Below are 18,825 nucleotides of genomic sequence, written 5' to 3'. Positions count from 1 at the left end.
CGGCGCGTTTTCGCGGCGTAAGGCCGTGCGGCCCCGAGTTAGGGACAGCGGTATGACCGTTATTGACCCTAAACCACCATGTTAGCGCCGGCGCCGACCGGGCATTGCGACCTGCGTCCATACTCGGTCCGGCCGGCATGGCCTAGCATCCGAGGCGAAGGAGGTTCTGTTATCGAAGAACAGACCACTTCTATAGAGGGCGAACCCCAGTCCCACTAGAGGCTCGACCGCGTAGCCCGCGGCCCAGGCGGCCGGTACGAGGGCACCGAAGGAGCAGGAAAAGGCGGCTGGGGTCGTTCCTCGTCTGGCGCCGACACCCCTGGGCCGATGACCCCTATGGCGCACGACGCCTTGCCCCGCACGTTCGGCAACTGTCAGACTCTCCTTGGAGCCGCCGCCCACGGACCGCGGGCGCGGTGCATGGAGAGGAACCAATGGCTTACGTCATCGCCGAGCCCTGCATCGGCACGAAGGACGCCTCCTGCGTCGACGTCTGTCCCGTCGAGTGCATCTACGAGGCGGAGGACCAGTTCTACATCCACCCCGAGGAGTGCATCGACTGCGGGGCGTGCGTGCCCGCCTGCCCCGTCGACGCGATCTTCCCCGAGATCGACGTGCCTGCCGAGTGGGAGCCCTACATCGAGAAGAACGCCCGCCTCTCGGGCCTCTGAACTCGCGCCGCTAGGCCCGCCTCGCCCCGCCCGCGCGGGAGCGGGCGGGCCTTCGCGTCGCCGCTGCCGGCCTCCGCGTGGCCGCCGCGGCGCGCCAGGGGCCCTCGTCGCGGGCGCGGCTCGCGTCGTCGCGCGGGGTCGCCGCGCACGTCTCGCGCGGCACGTCTTCTCATCGCGCGACTGCATAGCTTGGCGGTCATAGACCCTTCGGCCACGAGGAGGTCCCATGCTGGCTACCGAGCGGATCCAGTCACTCTCAGAGGTCCTCGCCCCCTACGGGGACCGCGTCGTCAGCCTCTACCTCGACGTGAACCCGGCCTCGGTCGACAACCAGCGCAAGGCGTGGGTGCTCCGGGCGCGGGCGGCCATGGAGGCGCTCGGCCTCCCGAACGGCAGCGCGCGCCGCATCGCCGAGCGCCTCCGCGGCCAGGTCTTCCCCGAAGCGCGGACGCTGGCGGTCTTCGCCCACCCGGACGACGACGAGCTGTTCCACACGGTCCCCATCGAGCACACGCTGCGCTCCGTCACCGGCCACGACGGCGCGCTGGCGCGTCTCGGCGCGCCGTTCCTCGCGCCCATCCAGCTCACCGCCCTGCGCCGACGCCCCAGCCTCGTGCTGCAGATCGTCGGCGACCGCATCAGGCAGTTCCTCGTCGACCCCGGCAGCATCATCGAGCTGGAGAAGGTCCAGCAGGACTGGGACGAGACCTTCTGGCGCACCGACGAGGGCACGGGCTCGACGCGGCCCGGCGAGACCCAGCGCGGCGGCTCCCCGAAGGACGCCTACGAGGAGCGCACCGAGAACTGGATCGCCCGGCTCTACAAGCGCGTCGCCGGCGACCTCAAGAGGCTCGTCGACAAGCACGGCGCCAGCCGCGTGATCCTTTCCGGCACGGCGCCGGACGTCGCGGCGTTCGAGGCCGAGCTCGACCCGGCGACCGCGGCGCTGGTGAAGGGGCGGATGCCGCTGCCGGCGAACCCCGCCGCCTCGGCCGGCTCGCTCCACGCGCAGTTCCTCGCGGCGGTCCGCGAGGCGGAGGAGGCCGAGGCGTCCGCGGACCTGGCGCGGGCGGAGGAGTCCGGCGTCCTCGGCGCCGACGCCACGCTCGAGGCCGTGAACGAGAACCGCGTCCACCTGCTGATCGTGCCGGACGTCCCCTACCAGGAGGTCTGGCGCTGCCCGGACACGGGGCGCGTCTTCGCCAGCCAGGAGCGTGCCGCGGCCGAGTGCGTCGGCGAGGGACCGGAGCGGGTGCCCCTGGCCGACGCCCTCCCGCAGCTCGCCGAGACCTACGGCATGGACCTGCGCTTCGTCAGCGGTGAGCCCGACCGGCGGCTGCGCGAGGAGCTCGGCGGCCTGGCCGGCCTCCTGCGCTGGTAGCGTCCGCGGCTGGCTGCTCGTCGCGGGGCGGCTGGGCGCCCGAGCCGCGGGCCGCACCGGGCTCGTCCTCTCGGCGGCCGGCCGGCTCCTCGGCTCGCGGCGCGGCCGGCTCCGCAGCGCGCGGCGCTGCGACCGCTCGCACGCGGGCCGCCGTCTCCTCAGCGGAGGGCTCGCCGCGCGTGGTCCCGGCGCGGAGCTCCGCGAGCTCCACGGCCATGTCCGCTACCTGCGCCTTGGCCGCCTCCACGGCGGTCTTGGCGGCCTCGAGGGACCTCAGCGCCGCCTCGAGGACGGCCAGCGCGCCGCCCTCCTCGAGCAGCTCCCGCCGGGCGCGCCGGACCTCGCGCCAGTTCAGCAGCGCCGCCGGCGCTCCGGCCACGACGCCGGCCAGGGCGACGCCGGCCAGCGCCGCGGCCAGGGCGTTGTAGAGGGTCGCGGCGCCCGGCCCGCCGCCCAGGTAGAGGTCGAGGACCGGCGTGAGGAACGGCACGGAGCTGACGAAGCCGACGTCGACGACGGCGAGGTGCAGGCGGAAGGCCGCGGCCGCGGCGACGCCGACGCCGAGGCCCCACCACGCCTGCCTGACCAGGCGGGCGCTGCGCCTCTGACCCTCCTCCGGCCGGCGGAGCAGGACCCGCGGCGCGGCGGCTCGCGCGAACAGCAGCATGCCGACGAGGAACCCGGCGAGCGCGCCGAGACCCACCCAGCGCCTCAGCGTGGCCGACAGCCACGCCGTGGGCGAGAGGAACACGGCCAGCAGCGCGACTACCGCCGGCAGGAGCTGGGCGATGGTGACCGCCGTGCTGTAGAAGCGGGTGGCCTCCTTCAGCCAGGCGTACGCCTTGTTGCCCGCCCCGACGAGCCGGATGGCCCGGGGGCGGCCGCGTCGGCCGTCGGAGCCAGGTGAGGTCATCGTCTCCCCGGCAGGAAGGCCGGCAGCACCACGGTGAGTAGGACCTCGCCGTCCACGCCCGGCTCGCGGACGGCGAGAGCGAGGCGGTCGCGGAAGACCGCCGCGCCGGCCGGCACCCTCACGCTCACCGCGCCGGGCTCCGCGTGCGTGACGGGCACCACGCCACCGCTGGTGAGGGCGCGGAACGGGCCCTCGCCCACGCCGCTCTGCTCCCCGTCGGCGAGGCCCGGCATCAGGTCGAACGCCTCCCAGGCCAGCACGAAGCGGCTCCCGTCGAGCTGCGACGGGTCGTCGGCCGTCGCCTCGTAGACGAGGACCAGCCCGTCCTCGTCGCGCACGAGGCGCGACTTCACGACGAGGTCGAGCACCACCGGCCGGTCCCGCGAGTCGAGGACCGTGCCCACCAGCTCGGTGCCGACGCTGCTGGCCGCGGCTCCCACGTCGGGGAAGCTGAGGGCCACGAGGCCGGGGCTGGTGTGCCGGAACGAGTCGGCGTTGAGGCCGTAGCCTATCTCGGTGTCGCCGCCCACGTAGCCGCCGTCGAAGTAGCGCGCCACCTCGAGCCAGGCGCACTCGGCGTCGGAGGAGCAGCGCGCCAGGCGCGCCACGTCGACGAGCACCTCGGAGCCGGCCACCCAGCGCACGGGCGTCGGGGGGCTGCCGGGCAGGTTGCGCAGCCTGTACACGGTGCAGGCGCGCCCGTCCACGGCGGTGCCGCCCAGCGACTCGAACAGGAAGGCGAACCCGCCCTCCCGCGCCTCCGCGGGCGGTACGGGCAGGCTCTCCGCCACGCCGCAGTCGAGCACCCGCAGCGTGCCGGCGGGTATCGCCGGGCTCTCCTGGGCGGTGGCTGTGAGGTAGCAGAGGAGTAGGCCGACCGCCGCCATCGCGCGCGCCGGACGGCGCAGCAGGTCGGTCATGGCGGAATGTTAGGGCATGCCGGGCCCTTTGTCAGCGGCGGGCCGGTCCGCCGCGACCGGCGTCGGGAGCCGCTTGGCCTGCCACGGCGGGCAGGGCCTGGGATCGGCACCTGCTCGGCCCGCCGCCGCGGGCGGCCAGGGTCTGCCGTCAGCCGTCGCTCGGCCTGCTCCGGCGGGCGGTCGAGCCCTGCGGACCCCGCACGTGCACCGTGGACAGGCGCCCGACCGGCGCGTGGCGACCCTCCCGCGTCACCGCCGTGAGCTCGCAGCGGAAGCTGCAGCCGTCCATGCCGCGCAGCGCCTCGGCCGAGAGGTAGAACTCCTCGCTCGTCTGGGGGCCGTCGGCGAACGAGATCACGCCCGACTTGAACAGCCTCTTCGGCAGGCCGTCGTGGTCGGCCACGAACACCTCGCGCCACTCCAGGGCGTCGCGCGAGACGTAGAGGTGCGCACGCTCGTCCGAGGTCCCGGCCCTCGCCTCGGTCGCGGTGGCCAGGACGCGCCAGCCGTCCAGGAGCTCCTTGCCGTACCAGACGGGTCCGGGGAACCTACGCAGCTTCTCGAGGGCGCCGCTGGCCCGGTCGAGGCGGCACAGGTACGGCGTCGCCAGGTCGGTGTCCATGCCCCACACGACGGCGTCCTCGAGGAACATCGGGAAGATCGTGCGGTAGTCCTGGCTGCCGTCGCCGTAGAAGCGGACGTCCTCGAACTCCTCGTCGGCCGACACCAGGTTGGCCTCGTTCACGCCGTCGCCCGTCGCCACCCACAGGCGCCGACCGTAAGGGTCCCAGAAGCAGCCGTGCACGTGCCTCACCGACCGGGCGGGGAAGATGTGCGCCACCTCCCAGCTCCTGCCGCCGTCGCGGCTGCGGTAGACGGGCACGGGGCGGTACTCTGGGTTGGTGCCGTACTCGCCGAAGTAGAGGTAGCCGCGCGGGGTCGTGCAGATCGACTGGTGCAGGACGTTGCGGCAGTTCCGGAGGGTCAGCGTCCGCCTCACCTCGCCGCTGGCCAGGTCGATGCGGTAGACGTGCCCCAGCCGCACGGCGACGAGCGCCGCCATCGTGCCGTCCTCGAACACGGGGACGACGTTGCACTTGTCCAGGCGCGCGGCCCGGCGCGCGAGCCGGCTCAGCGAGGCCAGCGCACGCCAGCCCGGGTTCGGCAGCGCGAAGCGCCGCCGCTCGCCCTCACGGTCGACCGTGACGACGTTCGCGCGGCTCCACACGAGCACTCCCGGGCCGCCGTAGTGGACGATCTCCACGCCCGGCAATCCCCCCAAGCGTATGGGCACGGAGGGATTCTATCCGCCCTCCCCCGGAAGCCGACCGCGTCCGTCACCGACCGACCTGGCCCTCAGGGCGAGGAACAGCGGCACCTCCGGGTTCGAGCGCCCCGCCTCGTCCTTCACGGGGTCGGGCAGCTCCGCCATGGCGTCGACCCACAGGCCGGCGCCGGCCAGCGCGTTCACGTAGTCCTGCAGCGGCCTGTGGAAGCTGATCGTGGCGCCGCGGGGCGCGCCGCGGCGCACCTCGGCGTACTCCTTCATGGGCACGGCGGCGGGCGTGAGGTAGCGCTCGACGCGGCGGTACGTGAGCTTGCGCTTGGGGTCGTAGCCCCAGCCGCTGCCGCGCGGCGGACGGAACGCCGGGTGCACCATGAAGAGCACGACGCGTCCGCCCTCCCGCAGCACCTCCGCCGTCGAGGCGAACACCTCCTCGAGCGGGTCCATGTCCTGGACGCTGAGCAGGAAGACGGCCACGTCGAAGGAGCCGGGCCGCGCCGAGGTCGTGCCGGCGAGGTCGCGTGCGTCGCCCTGCTCGAAGCGGCCCTCCTCGCCGCGGCGCCTGCGCGCCAGGCGCACCATCGCGGCGCTGGCGTCGACGCCGAGGTACTCGCAGCCGGCCTTGAGCACGTGGAAGGCCAGCACGCCGGTGCCGCAGCCGACGTCGATGACGCGCTCGCCGGGCCGCAGCTCGGCGAGGCGCAGGACCGTGGGGACGGCCGCCCTGCGGTGGTAAGGGCTGCCGCGCACGCCGACCGTGGCGTCGTACCAGCCCGCGACCGCGTCCCAGCTCGAGCCTCTCCCCTTCACGCGGGGACTATAAGCGGCGGCGCCCAGGCGGATGGGAACGCGCGGGGCGAGCATCGGCCCGGCCGGCGACCGACTCGGGCCGCGCCGACGCGTGAGAGAAGAGGAACGGCGCCAGCGGCCTCACGCAGGCGCAACGACGGTCAATGGGCAGGCAAGTCGCAGGCGGACTCTTCCCTCGAGCTCCCTAGCGCGTCCAGGACGTCGTCAACGCCCGCTTCTCCGAGCCCACGCAGGTCGGGAATGACTCCCACCACCTCCGCGAACGCGATCCTGTCGCTCACAGGGCGGCCCCACTCGACCGCCGCGTTGTGCCGGACCGCGTAGAGGGGCTGCCGCAGCTGATGGTCCCAGGCGCGGAAGGACAAGGGCACGCCCTTGTACACGTCGAACCGTGCTGCGTCGCTCTCGAGGTACGTGCGGAGGTCCTCGGCTCGATCCGAGCCGGTCGCATGGACGGACTCCACGAGGACCTTCAGCGCCGCGAACGTCGACCAGCCCGTGGGGTCCATCGTCTCGCCCGACCGGCCGACGAACGCTTCGTTGAGCGCCTCGGCGCCGTGCTCCCGCAAGGCGGTGTCCCACAGGGCGATGCGGACGTCGGCTCCGACGTCGTCCGTCACCTGACGGAGCCGCTGCAGGTAGGACCGCGACTGCATGATCGGGTGAGGGAGCCCGGTGACGGCCACGCCGCTCCGGCGTCGGAACTGGGCCAGGAACGCCTCCTGCAGGTTCGGGGGCAACAGGAGCACGACGAGGTCCGCGGACGCGGCATCGATGGCTTCCGCTGCCTCGGTGAAGACCATGCTTCCGGGATCGACGGAGACCCTGGCGATCCCCTGGTCCGCGCCCAAGCTCCCCAGGCCACGCTCGATGCGCTCGGCTAGGTAGGTCGCTCGAGGCGTGGTCTCGTGTACGAGGACCCAGCGCCTCGCCCGGGACCCGCCGAACCACCCGAGGATCGCGTCCACGTACATGCTTTCGCTGGCCTCGACGTGGAACGTGTTGGGAGAACACATGGCGTCGCGTAGGTCCTGGTCGGCCGAGCCCACGTTGAAGAAGAGCACGTCGCGGACTTCCGCGACCTCGCGGATGGCGTCGCTCGACTGGTCCGTGACCCCACCCACCAGGGCGACGACGTCATCGGTCATTACGAGCCGCTCCGCGGAGCGACGCGACGCGTCCGCGTCAGGAGCGCTGGCCATGAGGACCTGCAGCTGGAAGCCGAGCTCCGCGGCTTCCCGGCCGAGGAGGTCTTCCGCGACCTGGGCGCCGATCCGAGCGGCGTTGGCGATGACGTCGGTCGCTTCACCAGCTCCGGTGGGGAGCGGCAAGACGACGCCGACACGGAGGACGTCCTCGGCCGGAGACCCGAGCGCGGCCGGCGCGGGCAGCGCGAGGGTCGGCACGCCGTACTCGTCCAGTACCCTTTGGATGTCCTCCCACCGAGCAGCCAGCGCCCTGTTCAACCGGTCACGGAACGCCGTGTCACCGGGCCTCACGCCGATGACCGCCTCTCGGAACATCGGGGACATGGGCGGGGCGAGCTCCGGCGACACCGCCACCACGCGCAGTGCGTCGGTCTCATGGGCCGCGTAGTAGCCGGCCACTGGTCCGTACACGATCCCGACGTCGACCTCGCCACCCAGGACCGCTTCCAGGATGGGCGTGTCGAAGTCCAGCCGGTTGCCCATCTCCACGGGTGGGAAGTAGACGGTGCGGTCACGCAGGCCATAGCCCCCCAGGACTCGGTCCACGATGCTGTCCGGGTAGGTCGCGATCCTCAGGTCGCTTCCGACCAGGTCGTCCAACGACGTGATGTCGAGGCTGCTGTCGACGCGGTACACGAACGTGAACGGGGCCCGGTAGTAGGGCAGCGTGTGGAGCAGGTCCTCACCGCCGCCCCCTATCCCCAGGATGAGGTCGCACGCGCCCGTCCAGAGGTGGGTCTGCGGGGTCTCGAAGTCAGTGGGCGTCCACACGAGCTCGAGCCGCGCGCCGAGCTCCTCCGCCAGCACGGCCGCGATCCGGTTCTCGAAGCCCTGACGCTCCACGCTCGAGAAGGGCCAGTCGTTGGGATGAGCGCAGGCGCGCATCTCCCAGCCTCCGGGCGCGGGGGCGGTGCCCAGCAGCGACGCCGTGAGCAGGGCGACCACCACGGTGGGGAGGGAGTGAGACCTCACCTGCCCCTCGTCGCTGCGGCGGCGGTCGAGCATCTTCTCCTCCGCGCTCCTTGCCTCCCGGTCGCTGGACCGATGTCGAACCAGGCCGGAACTACGGGCCACGGGCCCAGGACGGTTCGACCCGCTCCGCGACCGTGAGGCAGGTGGAGATGCCTGGCGCGCATCTCCACCTTCGAGCCTCTCGCGAGCGGAACCGGGTGCGCGCGACCTGCGTCGGGTCGGCCTCCGCGCGGCTACTCCGGCGGCAACGCGAACACCCACACGACCGAAGAGCCCGTGATCGTGTCCGGCAGACCCTCCTGATGGGGTTGCGTTCCGGAGGTACCCGCGATCTGGGCCACGTACTGGACGCCATCGACCGCGTAGGTGATGGGGTCGCTCTCCATCCCCGCGTGGAGGACCTGCTCCCACAGGACCTCTCCCGTGGCGGCGTCGAACGCGCGGAAGGTGCGGTCCGGGAAGGCGCTGAAGACGAGACCGCCTGCCGTGGCGAGCGCGCCGCCTCCCCAATGCCGGTAGCCGTGCTCGTACTGCCAGACGATCTCGCCGGTCCTGGGGTCGAAAGCGGTGAGTGCGCTGAGCGCGTCGAACGTGTCGGGCAGGAACTGGAGCTCGAAGTTCGTCGCCGACTGACCACGCTCCCAATCGTCGGGGAGTGTGTACAGGGTGTAGTTGTAGCAGTCGTTCGTGTGCGCTCGGTAGTACAGGCCGGTCTGTGGGCTGTACGCAGCGCTGTTGTACGTCGTCGACCTGCGGCCGCAGATCGAGACGGTCCCGCCGTCCTCCGTGATGCGGAGGTCGTCGTTGATTATGGGCGTGCCATCCTCCTCGTAGCCCAAGTGCAGCTGCGGGTCCTCGTGGTACTGGATGGAGTCGATGTACTCGCCCGTGGCGACGTCCAGGATGACCACGTACCCAGTGGTCGTGGCCAGGATCGCGACCCTGCGTGGCTCGCCGCCGATCTCGACGTCGGCGATCACCGGCGTCGGATGCATGTCGCCGTCCCACTCATCGCCGGGGATCACCTGGTGGTACCACTTGAGCTCCCCGGTGTCGACGTCTAGGGCCACCCAGCTCGCGGTGTAGAGGTCCGCCGACGGAGCGCCTTCGTCCTGCCCTCGGCGCTCATCGATGCGGTCCCACGGGTTCGGCTGTCCGGTGCCGTAGATGACCGTCCTGGTGACCGGATCGTACGCTCCCGGGGTCCAGGCCGAGCCGCCGCCTATCCCACGTTCGGGGTCCGGTGGCGTGTTCCAGGTCGCGTACGCCTCCGCGTCCTCGGGTCCAGGGATGATGTTGAACGTCCACAGGATCTCACCGTCCTCAGGGTTCAAGGCGAGGATCCTGCCGGGGTTGCCGCCCGCATCGGCTCCGGCCGGCCCGACGATGATCTTCCCGTCTGCGAATATCGGTCCTGACGAGAACAGCTCGTTCCACGCCACGTTGCCCACGCTCGAGTGCCACAGCTCCTCGCCCGTTGCGGCATCGAGCGCCACGACGGAGGCGTCGCGACGCGCGTAGAACACCTTCCCGTCGTACACGACGACGCTTCCCCGCAACTGCGGCGAACCGGTGAAGTTCTCGTCGAGCGCCGCGTCGTACCGCCACAGCAGCTCGCCCGTCGCGGCGTCGAGCGCGAGCACCTCGCTGTCTATCCCGTTGATGTACATCACGCCGTCGTACACGACGGGCGCAGCCTGCTGTCGACCTCGAACGTCGAGGTCGCGCGTCCACACGACCCTCAGTTGCCCTACGTTGTCCGCGTCGATCTGGTCAAGCGGGCTGTACCGCTGCATGTCGAGGGTTCGGCCGAGGGTCGGCCAGTCCTCAGGGTCCGGGTTCTCGAGCTCCTCCGCGCTCTGCGCCACACCGACGGATACAAGTAGCAACGCCGCCGCAAGAATCGCGCGTAGCCAGTTCCGCACCATATCGGTCGACCTCCTGTGAAGGCCCGAACTGCTTTGCGTTGGAGATGCGAGCGGACTAGCGCAGGCGACTCACCTCCTCCTCCGTCACAGGACCGAACTCGTTCCCCCATGAGTTGCGCACGTAGGTCGTCACGGCCGCTATCTCCCTGTCGGTCAAAGTTGCGAAGGCAGGCATGAGCTGCCCTCCGAACAGCAGGCGGCGCACGAAGCGCTCACCGTCCCCGACGATCCTGCTGCCGATGAGGGTGGGCGCTCGCGTGCCCTCGCCCTGCTCGCCGTGACACTCGGCACATGGGGTGGGACGCGCCCTGCTCAGGTAGAGCGTCTCGCCCTCGGCCACGAGGGCAGCCATGTCCTCCTCGCTCACGCCCTCCGCCGCGGGCGCGTCGTCGCCCGCCGGCGGCTCGTCCGCGTCATCGCCCGCCGGCGGCTCGTCCGCGCTGGCGCCAAGCGGCGAGGCCCGCGTCTCGGCGCACTGCCCAAGACACGTGCTGACGCCAGCCCCGTCTCGGATGGAGACGGGGACGACGAGGTCGCCCGAGGGCGGGTAGCGACCATGGTCCACGCGACCGGCCACCTCGAGCCGGCTCCCTCCTCCGGTCGTGGACGAGACCACGAGAAGGCTTCCTGCGACCACGAGCGCCCGCCAGATCGAGACCATCTCGTCCTCACCCGTCGTTCGCCGCGGACAGAGTCAGGAGTCCATCGGATGCGAGGGGACGTAACGGCGCAAGCGGCCTTTCTACGACGTAAGGAACCCAAGATAGGGAAGCCAGGATTAGAAGTCAACGCGGTGGACTGTCCTCACCGCTGGCGTTCCGGCGGGCGCCCGCAGGCGCGGTCTCCTACCCCTCCAGCGGGCCCCTTGACACCCCCCGCCCGCGCTCCTTAGTCTCCTGGCAACCTGACACCTGATTCGGCCGTCAGGTCCGGCGCCAGGCCGGACGCGGCGGCGGGACGAGGACGATGAGCGAGCTACCGGTCCCGAGCACGGCTCGGGGCGAGGCCACGAGACGCAGGCTCCTGGAGGCGGCCGAGGCGGAGATCGGCGAGAACGGCTACGCCGCCACCTCGGTGGCGGCCATCACGCGCCGCGCCGGCGTGGCGCAGGGCACCTTCTACCTCTACTTCCGCAGCAAGAAGGACGCCCTCGTGGAGCTCGTGCGGCACATGGGCCACAGCCTCAGGGCCGCCCTGGCGCGGGCCACTAGCGGCGCCGCGGACAGGCTCGAGGCCGAGCGCCTCGGCTTCCGCGCTTTCGTGGCGTTCTCGCTCGAGCACCAGAACCTCTACAAGGTCGTCATGGAATCGCAGTTCGTCGAGGAGTCGGCCTACCGCGAGTACTACCAGACCCTCGCCGACGCCTACGCCGTCAACCTCTCCCGGGCCCAGGGACGGGGGGAGGTGCGCGCTGGGGACCCGGCGGCGCTCGCCTGGGCGCTCATGGGCGTCGCGCACTTCCTGGGCCTCCGCTTCCCCATCTGGGAGCGTCGCCCGCCGCCCGACGAGGTCATGGACACCGTGTTCGCGTTCATCAGCGCGGGGCTGGCGCCGGACGGCAGGGCGCGGGGCGACGGGGGGCCTTCCGCGGGCGCCGGCACCAGCCGCGGTGACGAAGCCGCGGGGCCGGCACCGGCGGGCCGCCGTGGGGACGGGACCGAACGGCCGCGCCGGAGGCGCCGGACCGCCCGCGCGGGAGACGCATGAGCGCGCGCGGTCCCGGAGTCACGGGCATAGGCACCTACCTGCCCGCCGGCCGCATGAGCGCAGCCGAGCTGGCGGCCGCCGCCGACCTGCCCGAGTGGGTGGTCCGCGAGAAGCTCGGCATCGCCCACCGCGTGGTGCCGGGGCCCGACGACCACCCGACCGCCATGGGCGTGAGGGCCGCGCGGGCCGCACTCGCCGACGCGGGGGTGCGGCCCGAGGACGTCGACGTCGTCGTCTCCATCACCGAGGAGTACAAGGAGTACCCGGTCTGGACCGCGGGCATCAAGCTCGCGCACGACGTCGGCGCGGTGAACGCCTACGCCTACGACGTCGGGCAGAAGTGCGGCACCGCCGTGCTGGCGCTGAAGCAGGCGCGCGACACGATCCTCGCCGACGAGGGCGTCGACACCGTGCTCGTCGCCGGCGGCTACCGCAACGGCGACCTCGTGGACCTCTCCGACCCGCACGTGCGGTTCATGTACAACCTCGGCGCCGGCGCCGCGGCCTTCGTCGTGCAGCGGGGCCGCGGGCACGAGCTGCTCGGCTCGTCCTTCCGCACCGACGGCAGCTTCTCGCTCGACGTGCTGGTGCCCGTGGGGGGCACGGTGGAGCCGGTGACGGCCGGGAACGCCTCCAGGTTCCGCCTGCAGGTGACGGACCCTTCCGGCATGAGGGAGCGGCTCGAGGCCAAGAGCATGGACAACTTCGTGGGCGTGATCGAGGACGCGGTGCGCCGGTCCGGCGCCCGCTTGGAGGACGTCGCCTACGTGGCCATGCTGCACGTCAAGCGCTCGGCGCACGAGGCGCTGCTCTCGCGCCTCGGCCTGCCGCTGGAGAGGTCCATCTACCTCAGCGACTACGGCCACATCGGTCAGGTCGACCAGGCGCTCTCGCTCGAGCTCGCCCGCCGGGAGGGCAGGCTCGCGGCCGGCGACCTGGTCGTGCTCGTGGCGGCCGGCGTCGGCTACGTGTGGAACGCGATCTGCCTGCGCTGGGGCGGCGAGGCGCGGCCCGCCAGGGAGGTGGCGCCGTGATCCTCGACGTCGCGGCCAAGCGGGCCGAGCTCACGCCCGACGCGCCGGCCCTGCTGTGGCGGGGGCGCTGGCTCACCTACGCCGAGCTGAACGACAGGGCCGAGCGCCTCGCCGCGGCCCTGCGCGAGGCCGGCGTCGAGAAGGGCGAAAGGGTGGCGATCCTCGCCGCGAACCACGTCGCGCACATCGACCTGCTGCTGGCGACGGCGAAGACCGGGGCGGTCTACGCGCCCCTCAACGTGCGCCTGGCCGAGCGGGAGCAGCGCGAGCTCGCCGCCTACCTCAGGCCCGCCCTCGTCATGCACGACGAGGCGAACGCGGACAAGGCGTCGGCCACGGGCCTCACGGCCTGGCACCTGGACGAGCACGAGGACCGCCTGCGCGCCGCCGCGCCCGCGCCCCGCGGCGGCGAGCCCGTCGTCGGGCCGGAGGACGTGCAGATGATCCTCCTCACCGGCGGGACCACGGGCCTGCCGAAGGGCGCGATGCTGCCGTACAGGCAGGGCTTCTACAACGCCGTCAACACGGTCATGAGCTGGCAGCTCCGCGCCGACGACTGCGTGATCCAGGCCACGCCCTGCTACCACGCGGCCCTGAACGCGTTCACGGTGCCGCTCTTCCACCTCGGCGGGCGCGTCGTGCTGCAGCCCACGTTCGACCCCGACGAGTACCTCCGCCTCGTCGCGGAGGCCGGCGCGACGATCCTCTTCCTCGTGCCGACGATGTACCAGATGGTCGCCAGCTGCGCGTCGTTCGCCGGCGCCGACCTCGGCGGCGTGCGCTGGGCCATCTCCGGCGGCGCGCCCTGCCCCGAGCCGGTGCGCGCGGCGTTCACGCGCCGCGGCGTGCCGATGCGCCAGGGCTACGGCCTCACCGAGGCCGGCGTGAACTGCTTCGCGACCACGCAGGAGGTGGCCGACAGGAAGCCGCACTCCGTCGGCAAGCCGATGCTCCACGGCGAGGCCGTCGTCCGCCGCCCCGACGGCACCCCCTGCGAGCCGAACGAGACCGGTGAGCTCACGCTCCGCGGGCCGCACGTCTTCGCCGGCTACTTCGAGCGCGAGGAGGCGACCCGCGAGGCGCTCAGGGACGGCTGGCTGTGGACGGGCGACCTCGCCGTCGTCGACGACGAGGGCGTGTTCAACATCGTCGGTCGCCGCAAGGAGATGTTCATCTCGGGCGGCGAGAACGTCTACCCGGCCGAGGTGGAGGCCGCGATCTACGACCACGACGCCGTGGCCGAGTGCGCGGTCGTGGGCGTGCCGGACGAGCGCTGGGGCGAGGTCGGGCTCGCCTGCGTCGTACTCAAGCCGGGGCGCGACCTCACCGCGGACCAGCTCAGGGAGTTCCTCGCGCCGCGCCTCGCCCGCTACAAGGTGCCCAAGCGCATCGCCTTCCTCGCCGAGCTGCCTAAGAGCGGCGCCGGCAAGGTCCTCAAGACGCGGCTCGCCGAGCTGGCGGCGCCGGACGCCTCCCCCGGACCCGAGGCTCGCCCGCCCGGCCGCGAGGGGCACGCGCGCGGGACTGGGGGGCAGGCATGAGCTGAGAGCCGTGGCAGCGACCGGACACACGCACGTCTAGCCCGTAGGAGGAGAGATGAAGAGAGCTTTGGCAATCGCCCTACTAAGCCTGGTCGGCCTGGGCTTCGCCCAGGTCAGGATCGGCGTGCTGTCGCCGCTCACCGGCGCCGCCGCCGGCACCGGCCAGGCGCAGCTCCGCGGCTTCCAGCTCGCGCTCGAGGAGATCAACGCCGCCGGCGGCGTCCTCGGCCAGCCGCTGGAGCTGATCGTCGAGGACACGAGGGCCGACCCGGCCACCGCGGTCGCCGCCTTCGAGAAGCTGATGACCGAGGACGGTGTGGAGTTCATCGCCGGCGGCTACTCGTCGGGCGTGACGCTCGCGCTCATCGAGTCGTTCCGCACCTTCCAGCCGATCGTGTCGTGGATCGGCGGCGCGTCGTCCGGCATCGGCAACGACGACTTCGACGGCATCGAGGAGCTCATCGGCCAGGAGGACTGGTTCTTCCACGTCCACCCGTGGGACTACCAGAACGTCGAGGCGACGTTCGGCTTCCTCGGGGACCTCGGCGTCTCCAGCGTGGCCGTGCTGCACGAGGACGGCGCGTTCGGCACGCCCGGCGCGGCCGGCCTGGAGGCGGGCGTCGAGGCGATGGGCATCGACGTCGTGCTGAACGAGGCGTTCACCTCGACCCTGGCCGGCGGCACCGGCGACTTCCGCGCCGCCCTCAGCAAGGTCGGCGCCGCGAACCCCGACATGCTGTACTGGATCGGCTACGACTCCGACGCGCAGCCTCTCTCCAGCCAGCTCAAGGAGCTCGGCGTGGCGCCCGCCTACGTCTTCGGGGCGCCTCCCGGCTGGCCCACCGGCATCGACACGGCACCCGAGATGGAGTGCGTGATGGGCCTCATCGGCTACCTGCCGAACCTGCCCAACCCCGAGGCCGTCGCGTTCGCGAACGCCTACCGGGCGATGCACGGCGCCGACCCCGACAACTACATGGCCGCCCTCGCCTACGCGCAGCTCTGGAGCTACGCCGACGCGATCAACGCCGCCGGCACCACCGACCAGGCCGCGGTCATCGCGCAGCTCGAGGCGGGGACCTTCCGCTCGCCGATGGGCGAGTGGAGATTCAAGCCGTCGGTGCAGGCCAAGCACCAGGGCTTCGGCTCCGACATGTGGCTCGTCTTCCAGTTCCAGGACGGCCGGCGCGAGATCGTCTGGCCCGCCGACCGCGCCACGGCGCCGCTGGCGGCCTGCCGTTGAGCTGGGGGACCGGCCCGAGGAGCCTCGAGACCGGAGGGGGCGTGGGGGCGCCCCCTCCCCCGTGACCTGAGTGGACCTCACCCTCCTGCCCCAAGCGCTCGTCTCCGGCGTGCTCGCCGCGGGCCTCTACGCCCTGGTGGCCGTGGGCCTGGCGCTGGCGATCGGCGTCATCGGCATCGTGAACTTCGCCCACGGCGAGTTCTTCATGGTCGGGGCGTTCCTCGCCTACCAGCTGTTCGTGAGCTTCGGCTTCGACCCGCTGCTCTCTATCTTGTTCGTGGCGCCGGTCCTGTTCCTGATAGGCGCCGCCCTCTACGCCTCCACGATCCGCTTCGTCCTCAAGGCTCCCGAGCTGAACCAGATGCTGCTGACGTTCGGCATCGGGATCGTCCTGCAGAACCTCGCGTTGATGATCTGGGGCGGCGACCCGCGCTCGATAGGCGGCGTGCCGTACCGAGCCATGGGCCTCCAGGTCGGCGACGTCAGCGTGGGGCTCGTGCCGCTGGGCAGCTTCGCGATCTCGGTCCTGCTGGTCGCCGGCCTCTACGTCGTGCTCGCCCGCACGCCGCTGGGGCGGGCGATGCGCGCCGTGGCCCAGAACCGCGTGGGTGCCGGGCTGGTGGGGCTCGAGGTGAACCGCGTCTACCTCGTCGCCTTCGGGCTCTCCGCGCTGCTCGCCGGCATCGGCGGCGTGATGATCGCTGTGATCCAGTCGCCCACGCCGACGGTCGGCCTGGCCTACACGCTCAAGGCGTTCGCGATCGTCGTCCTGGCGGGGCTCGGCAACGTCAGGGGCATCGTCTCGGCGGCGATCGTCGTGGCTCTGGCCGAGTCGCTGGTCGCGACGCTCGTCCCCAACGGCGACTCGCTGCGCAACGCCGTGTTCTTCGCGCTCATCCTCGGCACCCTCGTCTACCGGTCGTGGAGGAGGACGTGAGGCGCCGCGGCCGCCCGGGGAGGCGCCGGTGAGGCGTCGCGGGCCGTGGCTCGACCTGCTGGCGGCCGCCGCCTTCGTCGCGCTGCTGGCCGCGCTGCCCGCGGTCCTACGCGCGGCCTACGGCCAGGCGTCGGTGAGCTACCTGGCCCTCGGCATCAGGGCGATAGGCCTGGCCGTGCTGGCCCTGAGCTGGGACCTCGTCGCCCGCACGGGCCAGCTCTCGCTGGCGCACGCCGCGTTCTACGGCGCCGGCGCCTACACCGCCGCCGTGCTCCTCAAGCTCACGGGCGCGCCGCTGTGGCTGGGCATCCCCCTGGCCGGCGCGGTCGCGGCCGTGCTGGCCCTCGGCCTCGGCGCGGCCACGCTGCGCCTCTACGGCATCTACTTCGCGATCGCCACCCTGGCCTTCGCCGAGGTCCTCAAGACGGTGGTGAAGTCGCTGCCTTTCGCGATCGCCGGCGGCTCGGTGGGCACGAACCTCCCGCCGCTGTTCCGCCCGGAGTTCGTGGCCGGCGCGATGGAGCGCTGGGAGGTCGCCTTCCTGCGCAACCGCGGCTACTTCCTCGTCTACCTCGGGCTGCTCGCCCTGGCCATCGTCGTGTCGGTGCTGGTCCAGCGCTCGCGGCTGCGCCACGCCTTCACCGCCGTGCGCACGAACGAGTTCGTGGCCGGCGTGATGGGCGTGAACCCGGCGCGGACGAAGCTCGCGGCCTTCGTCATCTCGTCCGCGGTGGTCGGGATGCTCGGCGCCATCGAGGCGCATCGCTTCGGGAGCGTGAACCCCGACGCCACGTTCTCGGTCCACACGACCGTGCTCGCGCTCGTCACGCCGATCTTCGGCGGCCTCTACACGACGGTCGGCCCGATCCTCGCCGCGCTGGTCCTCTCCGGCGTCGAGGAGACCCTGAAGCGCACGCTCTCCGACGGCTACCTCGTCGCCTACGGCGTCGTGCTCGTCGTGTCGATCTTGTTCATGCCGCGGGGCCTCGTGGGCCTGTTCCGGGGGCTGGCGCGGCGCGGTCGCGCGCGGGCACGAGCGGAGGCCACGCGTCCCGAGCCCGTGGGAGGCGCCGATGCCTGAGCCGGTCCGCGCAGGAGGCGGCCATGCCTGAGCCCATGCTCGCGGGAGACGCTCATGCCTGAGCCCATCCTCAGGGCCGAGGGCCTGGGGCGGAGCTTCGGCGGCCTGGCGGCCGTCCAGGACCTGTCGTTCGCCGTCGAGCCGGGCGAGGTCTTCGCGATCATCGGGCCCAACGGGGCCGGCAAGACCACGACGCTGAACCTGCTCTCCGGCCTGCTCGAGCCCAGCGCCGGCCGCGTCTACCTGGGCGGCGTCGACGTCACGCGGCTGCCCACCTACCGCCGCTGCCACCTGGGTCTCGGACGCGCCTTCCAGGTCGTCCAGCCGTTCCCGGAGATGACGGTCGAGGAGAACCTGATGGTCGGCGCCCTGTTCGGCGTGCCCGGCGCCTCGGCGGCCGACGCGGGGCGTCGCGTGGAGAGCGCGCTGGAGCGCACGGGCCTCTCCGACCTGCGCGACACGCCCGCCGAGGACCTCAACCTGCTGCAGGAGAAGCGCCTCGAGATCGCCCGCGCCCTGGCCACGGACCCGAAGGTGCTCCTGCTCGACGAGGTGATGGCGGGCCTCAGGCCCGCCGAGGCGCGGCAGGCCGTCGAGCTGGTCAAGGGCTTGCGCGACGACGGGGTGACCGTCGTGTTCATCGAGCACGTCATGCCCGTCGTGCGCGACCTGGCGGACCGCGTGCTGGTCATGGACCACGGACGCGAGCTGGCGCGCGGCACCTACGCCGAGGTCACCGCCGACGAGCGCGTCGTCCGCGCCTACCTGGGCGAGCCGGAACCGGAGGAGGCGTAGGTGGCGCGGGCTCTCGAGGTGCGCGGCCTGCGCGCCGGCTACGGCAAGATCACGGTGCTCTGGGACGTCGACCTCCACGCCGACGAGGGCGAGCTCGTCACGATCATCGGCGCCAACGGCGCCGGCAAGACCACGCTGCTGCGGGCGATCACCGGCCTGGTGCCGGTGCGCGCGGGCGAGGTGTCGGCGTTCGGCCGCCAGCGCCTGCGGGGCCTCTCCCCCGCGCGCATCGTGCGGGCGGGCGTGGGGCACGTGCCGGAGGGCAGGCAGCTCTTCCGGCTGATGACGGTGGCCGAGAACCTCGCCGCCGGAGCCGACTACCTGCCGCACGCCCGCCCCCTCGCCGCCAGGAACCGCGAGCTCGTCTACCGTCTCTTCCCGCGCCTGCAGGAGCGCGAG

Annotated in this window: 17 protein-coding genes; 10 read left to right on the top strand and 7 right to left on the bottom strand. The window is 72.3% G+C overall.

What is annotated here, in order from left to right:
- Positions 1 to 434: 434 nt before the first annotated feature.
- Together VF202_12825 and VF202_12820 are read left to right on the top strand one after the other, a co-directional pair.
- Complete coding sequence (locus VF202_12825; protein ID HEX7040998.1) at positions 435 to 671, top strand: ferredoxin; 237 nt, start codon at positions 435 to 437, stop codon at positions 669 to 671.
- A 226-nt stretch (positions 672 to 897) separates the two neighbouring features.
- A complete protein-coding gene (locus VF202_12820) occupies positions 898 to 2,052 on the top strand; it encodes a VLRF1 family aeRF1-type release factor (protein ID HEX7040997.1) in 1,155 nt (384 codons plus the stop codon).
- On the opposite strand, the gene VF202_12815 is transcribed toward VF202_12820, so the two are convergent.
- The 7 genes from VF202_12815 to VF202_12785 all read right to left on the bottom strand — a co-directional run bounded on the left by VF202_12815 (position 1,985) and on the right by VF202_12785 (position 10,455).
- On the bottom strand, positions 1,985 to 2,965 hold the full coding sequence (locus VF202_12815) for a hypothetical protein (GenBank protein HEX7040996.1): 981 nt from the start codon (positions 2,963 to 2,965) through the stop codon (positions 1,985 to 1,987). The two genes, VF202_12820 and VF202_12815, sit on opposite strands and share 68 nt — an antisense overlap.
- Complete coding sequence (locus tag VF202_12810; GenBank protein HEX7040995.1) at positions 2,962 to 3,885, bottom strand: hypothetical protein; 924 nt, start codon at positions 3,883 to 3,885, stop codon at positions 2,962 to 2,964. The genes VF202_12815 and VF202_12810 overlap by 4 nt, the downstream gene beginning before the upstream one ends.
- Before the next feature lie 148 nt (positions 3,886 to 4,033).
- Positions 4,034 to 5,179, bottom strand: coding sequence for a hypothetical protein (locus VF202_12805; GenBank protein HEX7040994.1), 1,146 nt, complete (start codon positions 5,177 to 5,179; stop codon positions 4,034 to 4,036).
- 9 nt (positions 5,180 to 5,188) lie between these two features.
- On the bottom strand, positions 5,189 to 5,980 hold the full coding sequence (locus tag VF202_12800; protein HEX7040993.1) for a class I SAM-dependent methyltransferase: 792 nt from the start codon (positions 5,978 to 5,980) through the stop codon (positions 5,189 to 5,191).
- Positions 5,981 to 6,120: 140 nt separating this feature from the next.
- Positions 6,121 to 8,193 (bottom strand): ABC transporter substrate-binding protein, encoded by a 2,073-nt coding sequence (locus VF202_12795; protein HEX7040992.1) that lies wholly within the window; start codon positions 8,191 to 8,193, stop codon positions 6,121 to 6,123.
- 200 nt (positions 8,194 to 8,393) lie between these two features.
- Positions 8,394 to 10,088: a PQQ-binding-like beta-propeller repeat protein gene (locus VF202_12790; protein HEX7040991.1), complete on the bottom strand. Its 1,695-nt coding sequence runs from the start codon at positions 10,086 to 10,088 to the stop codon at positions 8,394 to 8,396.
- 55 nt (positions 10,089 to 10,143) lie between these two features.
- Positions 10,144 to 10,455, bottom strand: a complete 312-nt coding sequence (locus VF202_12785) for a cytochrome c (protein ID HEX7040990.1) — start codon at positions 10,453 to 10,455, stop codon at positions 10,144 to 10,146.
- A gap of 599 nt (positions 10,456 to 11,054) precedes the next feature.
- Here VF202_12785 and VF202_12780 point away from each other — a divergent pair.
- The 8 genes from VF202_12780 to VF202_12745 all read left to right on the top strand — a co-directional run.
- The gene (locus tag VF202_12780) at positions 11,055 to 11,795 is read left to right on the top strand and encodes a TetR/AcrR family transcriptional regulator (GenBank protein HEX7040989.1); all 741 of its coding nucleotides are present in this window, start codon (positions 11,055 to 11,057) and stop codon (positions 11,793 to 11,795) included.
- Complete coding sequence (locus tag VF202_12775) at positions 11,792 to 12,829, top strand: 3-oxoacyl-ACP synthase (GenBank protein ID HEX7040988.1); 1,038 nt, start codon at positions 11,792 to 11,794, stop codon at positions 12,827 to 12,829. Before VF202_12780 ends, VF202_12775 begins: the two co-directional genes overlap by 4 nt.
- Positions 12,826 to 14,370, top strand: a complete 1,545-nt coding sequence (locus tag VF202_12770; GenBank protein ID HEX7040987.1) for a long-chain fatty acid--CoA ligase — start codon at positions 12,826 to 12,828, stop codon at positions 14,368 to 14,370. The genes VF202_12775 and VF202_12770 overlap by 4 nt, the downstream gene beginning before the upstream one ends.
- A 55-nt stretch (positions 14,371 to 14,425) precedes the next feature.
- Positions 14,426 to 15,613, top strand: coding sequence for an ABC transporter substrate-binding protein (locus tag VF202_12765; protein ID HEX7040986.1), 1,188 nt, complete (start codon positions 14,426 to 14,428; stop codon positions 15,611 to 15,613).
- 70 nt (positions 15,614 to 15,683) lie between these two features.
- Positions 15,684 to 16,550: a branched-chain amino acid ABC transporter permease gene (locus VF202_12760; GenBank protein HEX7040985.1), complete on the top strand. Its 867-nt coding sequence runs from the start codon at positions 15,684 to 15,686 to the stop codon at positions 16,548 to 16,550.
- Between the two features lie 28 nt (positions 16,551 to 16,578).
- Positions 16,579 to 17,631, top strand: coding sequence for a branched-chain amino acid ABC transporter permease (locus tag VF202_12755; protein ID HEX7040984.1), 1,053 nt, complete (start codon positions 16,579 to 16,581; stop codon positions 17,629 to 17,631).
- 54 nt (positions 17,632 to 17,685) lie between these two features.
- Positions 17,686 to 18,426, top strand: a complete 741-nt coding sequence (locus VF202_12750) for an ABC transporter ATP-binding protein (GenBank protein HEX7040983.1) — start codon at positions 17,686 to 17,688, stop codon at positions 18,424 to 18,426.
- Positions 18,427 to 18,825, top strand: a 399-nt coding sequence (locus VF202_12745) for an ATP-binding cassette domain-containing protein (protein HEX7040982.1), incomplete at its 3' end; no start/stop codon positions are given.

Source organism: Trueperaceae bacterium, from assembly GCA_036381035.1.
In the GTDB taxonomy this organism is placed as follows: domain Bacteria; phylum Deinococcota; class Deinococci; order Deinococcales; family Trueperaceae; genus DASRWD01.
The sequence above is the reverse complement of the archived record's forward strand: the minus strand, read 5'-3'. Positions and strand labels throughout refer to the sequence as shown.

Excerpts from the sequence above, each read along its gene's own strand:
- VF202_12775 (HEX7040988.1), top strand. The coding sequence starts at position 11,792 with ATGAGCGCGCGCGGTCCCGGAGTCACGGGCATAGGCACCTACCTGCCC.
- VF202_12780 (HEX7040989.1), top strand. The coding sequence starts at position 11,055 with ATGAGCGAGCTACCGGTCCCGAGCACGGCTCGGGGCGAGGCCACGAGA.
- VF202_12790 (HEX7040991.1), bottom strand. The coding sequence starts at position 10,088 with ATGGTGCGGAACTGGCTACGCGCGATTCTTGCGGCGGCGTTGCTACTT.
- VF202_12810 (HEX7040995.1), bottom strand. The coding sequence starts at position 3,885 with ATGACCGACCTGCTGCGCCGTCCGGCGCGCGCGATGGCGGCGGTCGGC.
- VF202_12815 (HEX7040996.1), bottom strand. The coding sequence starts at position 2,965 with ATGACCTCACCTGGCTCCGACGGCCGACGCGGCCGCCCCCGGGCCATC.
- VF202_12765 (HEX7040986.1), top strand. The coding sequence starts at position 14,426 with ATGAAGAGAGCTTTGGCAATCGCCCTACTAAGCCTGGTCGGCCTGGGC.
- VF202_12820 (HEX7040997.1), top strand. The coding sequence starts at position 898 with ATGCTGGCTACCGAGCGGATCCAGTCACTCTCAGAGGTCCTCGCCCCC.
- VF202_12825 (HEX7040998.1), top strand. The coding sequence starts at position 435 with ATGGCTTACGTCATCGCCGAGCCCTGCATCGGCACGAAGGACGCCTCC.
- VF202_12795 (HEX7040992.1), bottom strand. The coding sequence starts at position 8,193 with ATGCTCGACCGCCGCCGCAGCGACGAGGGGCAGGTGAGGTCTCACTCC.
- VF202_12750 (HEX7040983.1), top strand. The coding sequence starts at position 17,686 with ATGCCTGAGCCCATCCTCAGGGCCGAGGGCCTGGGGCGGAGCTTCGGC.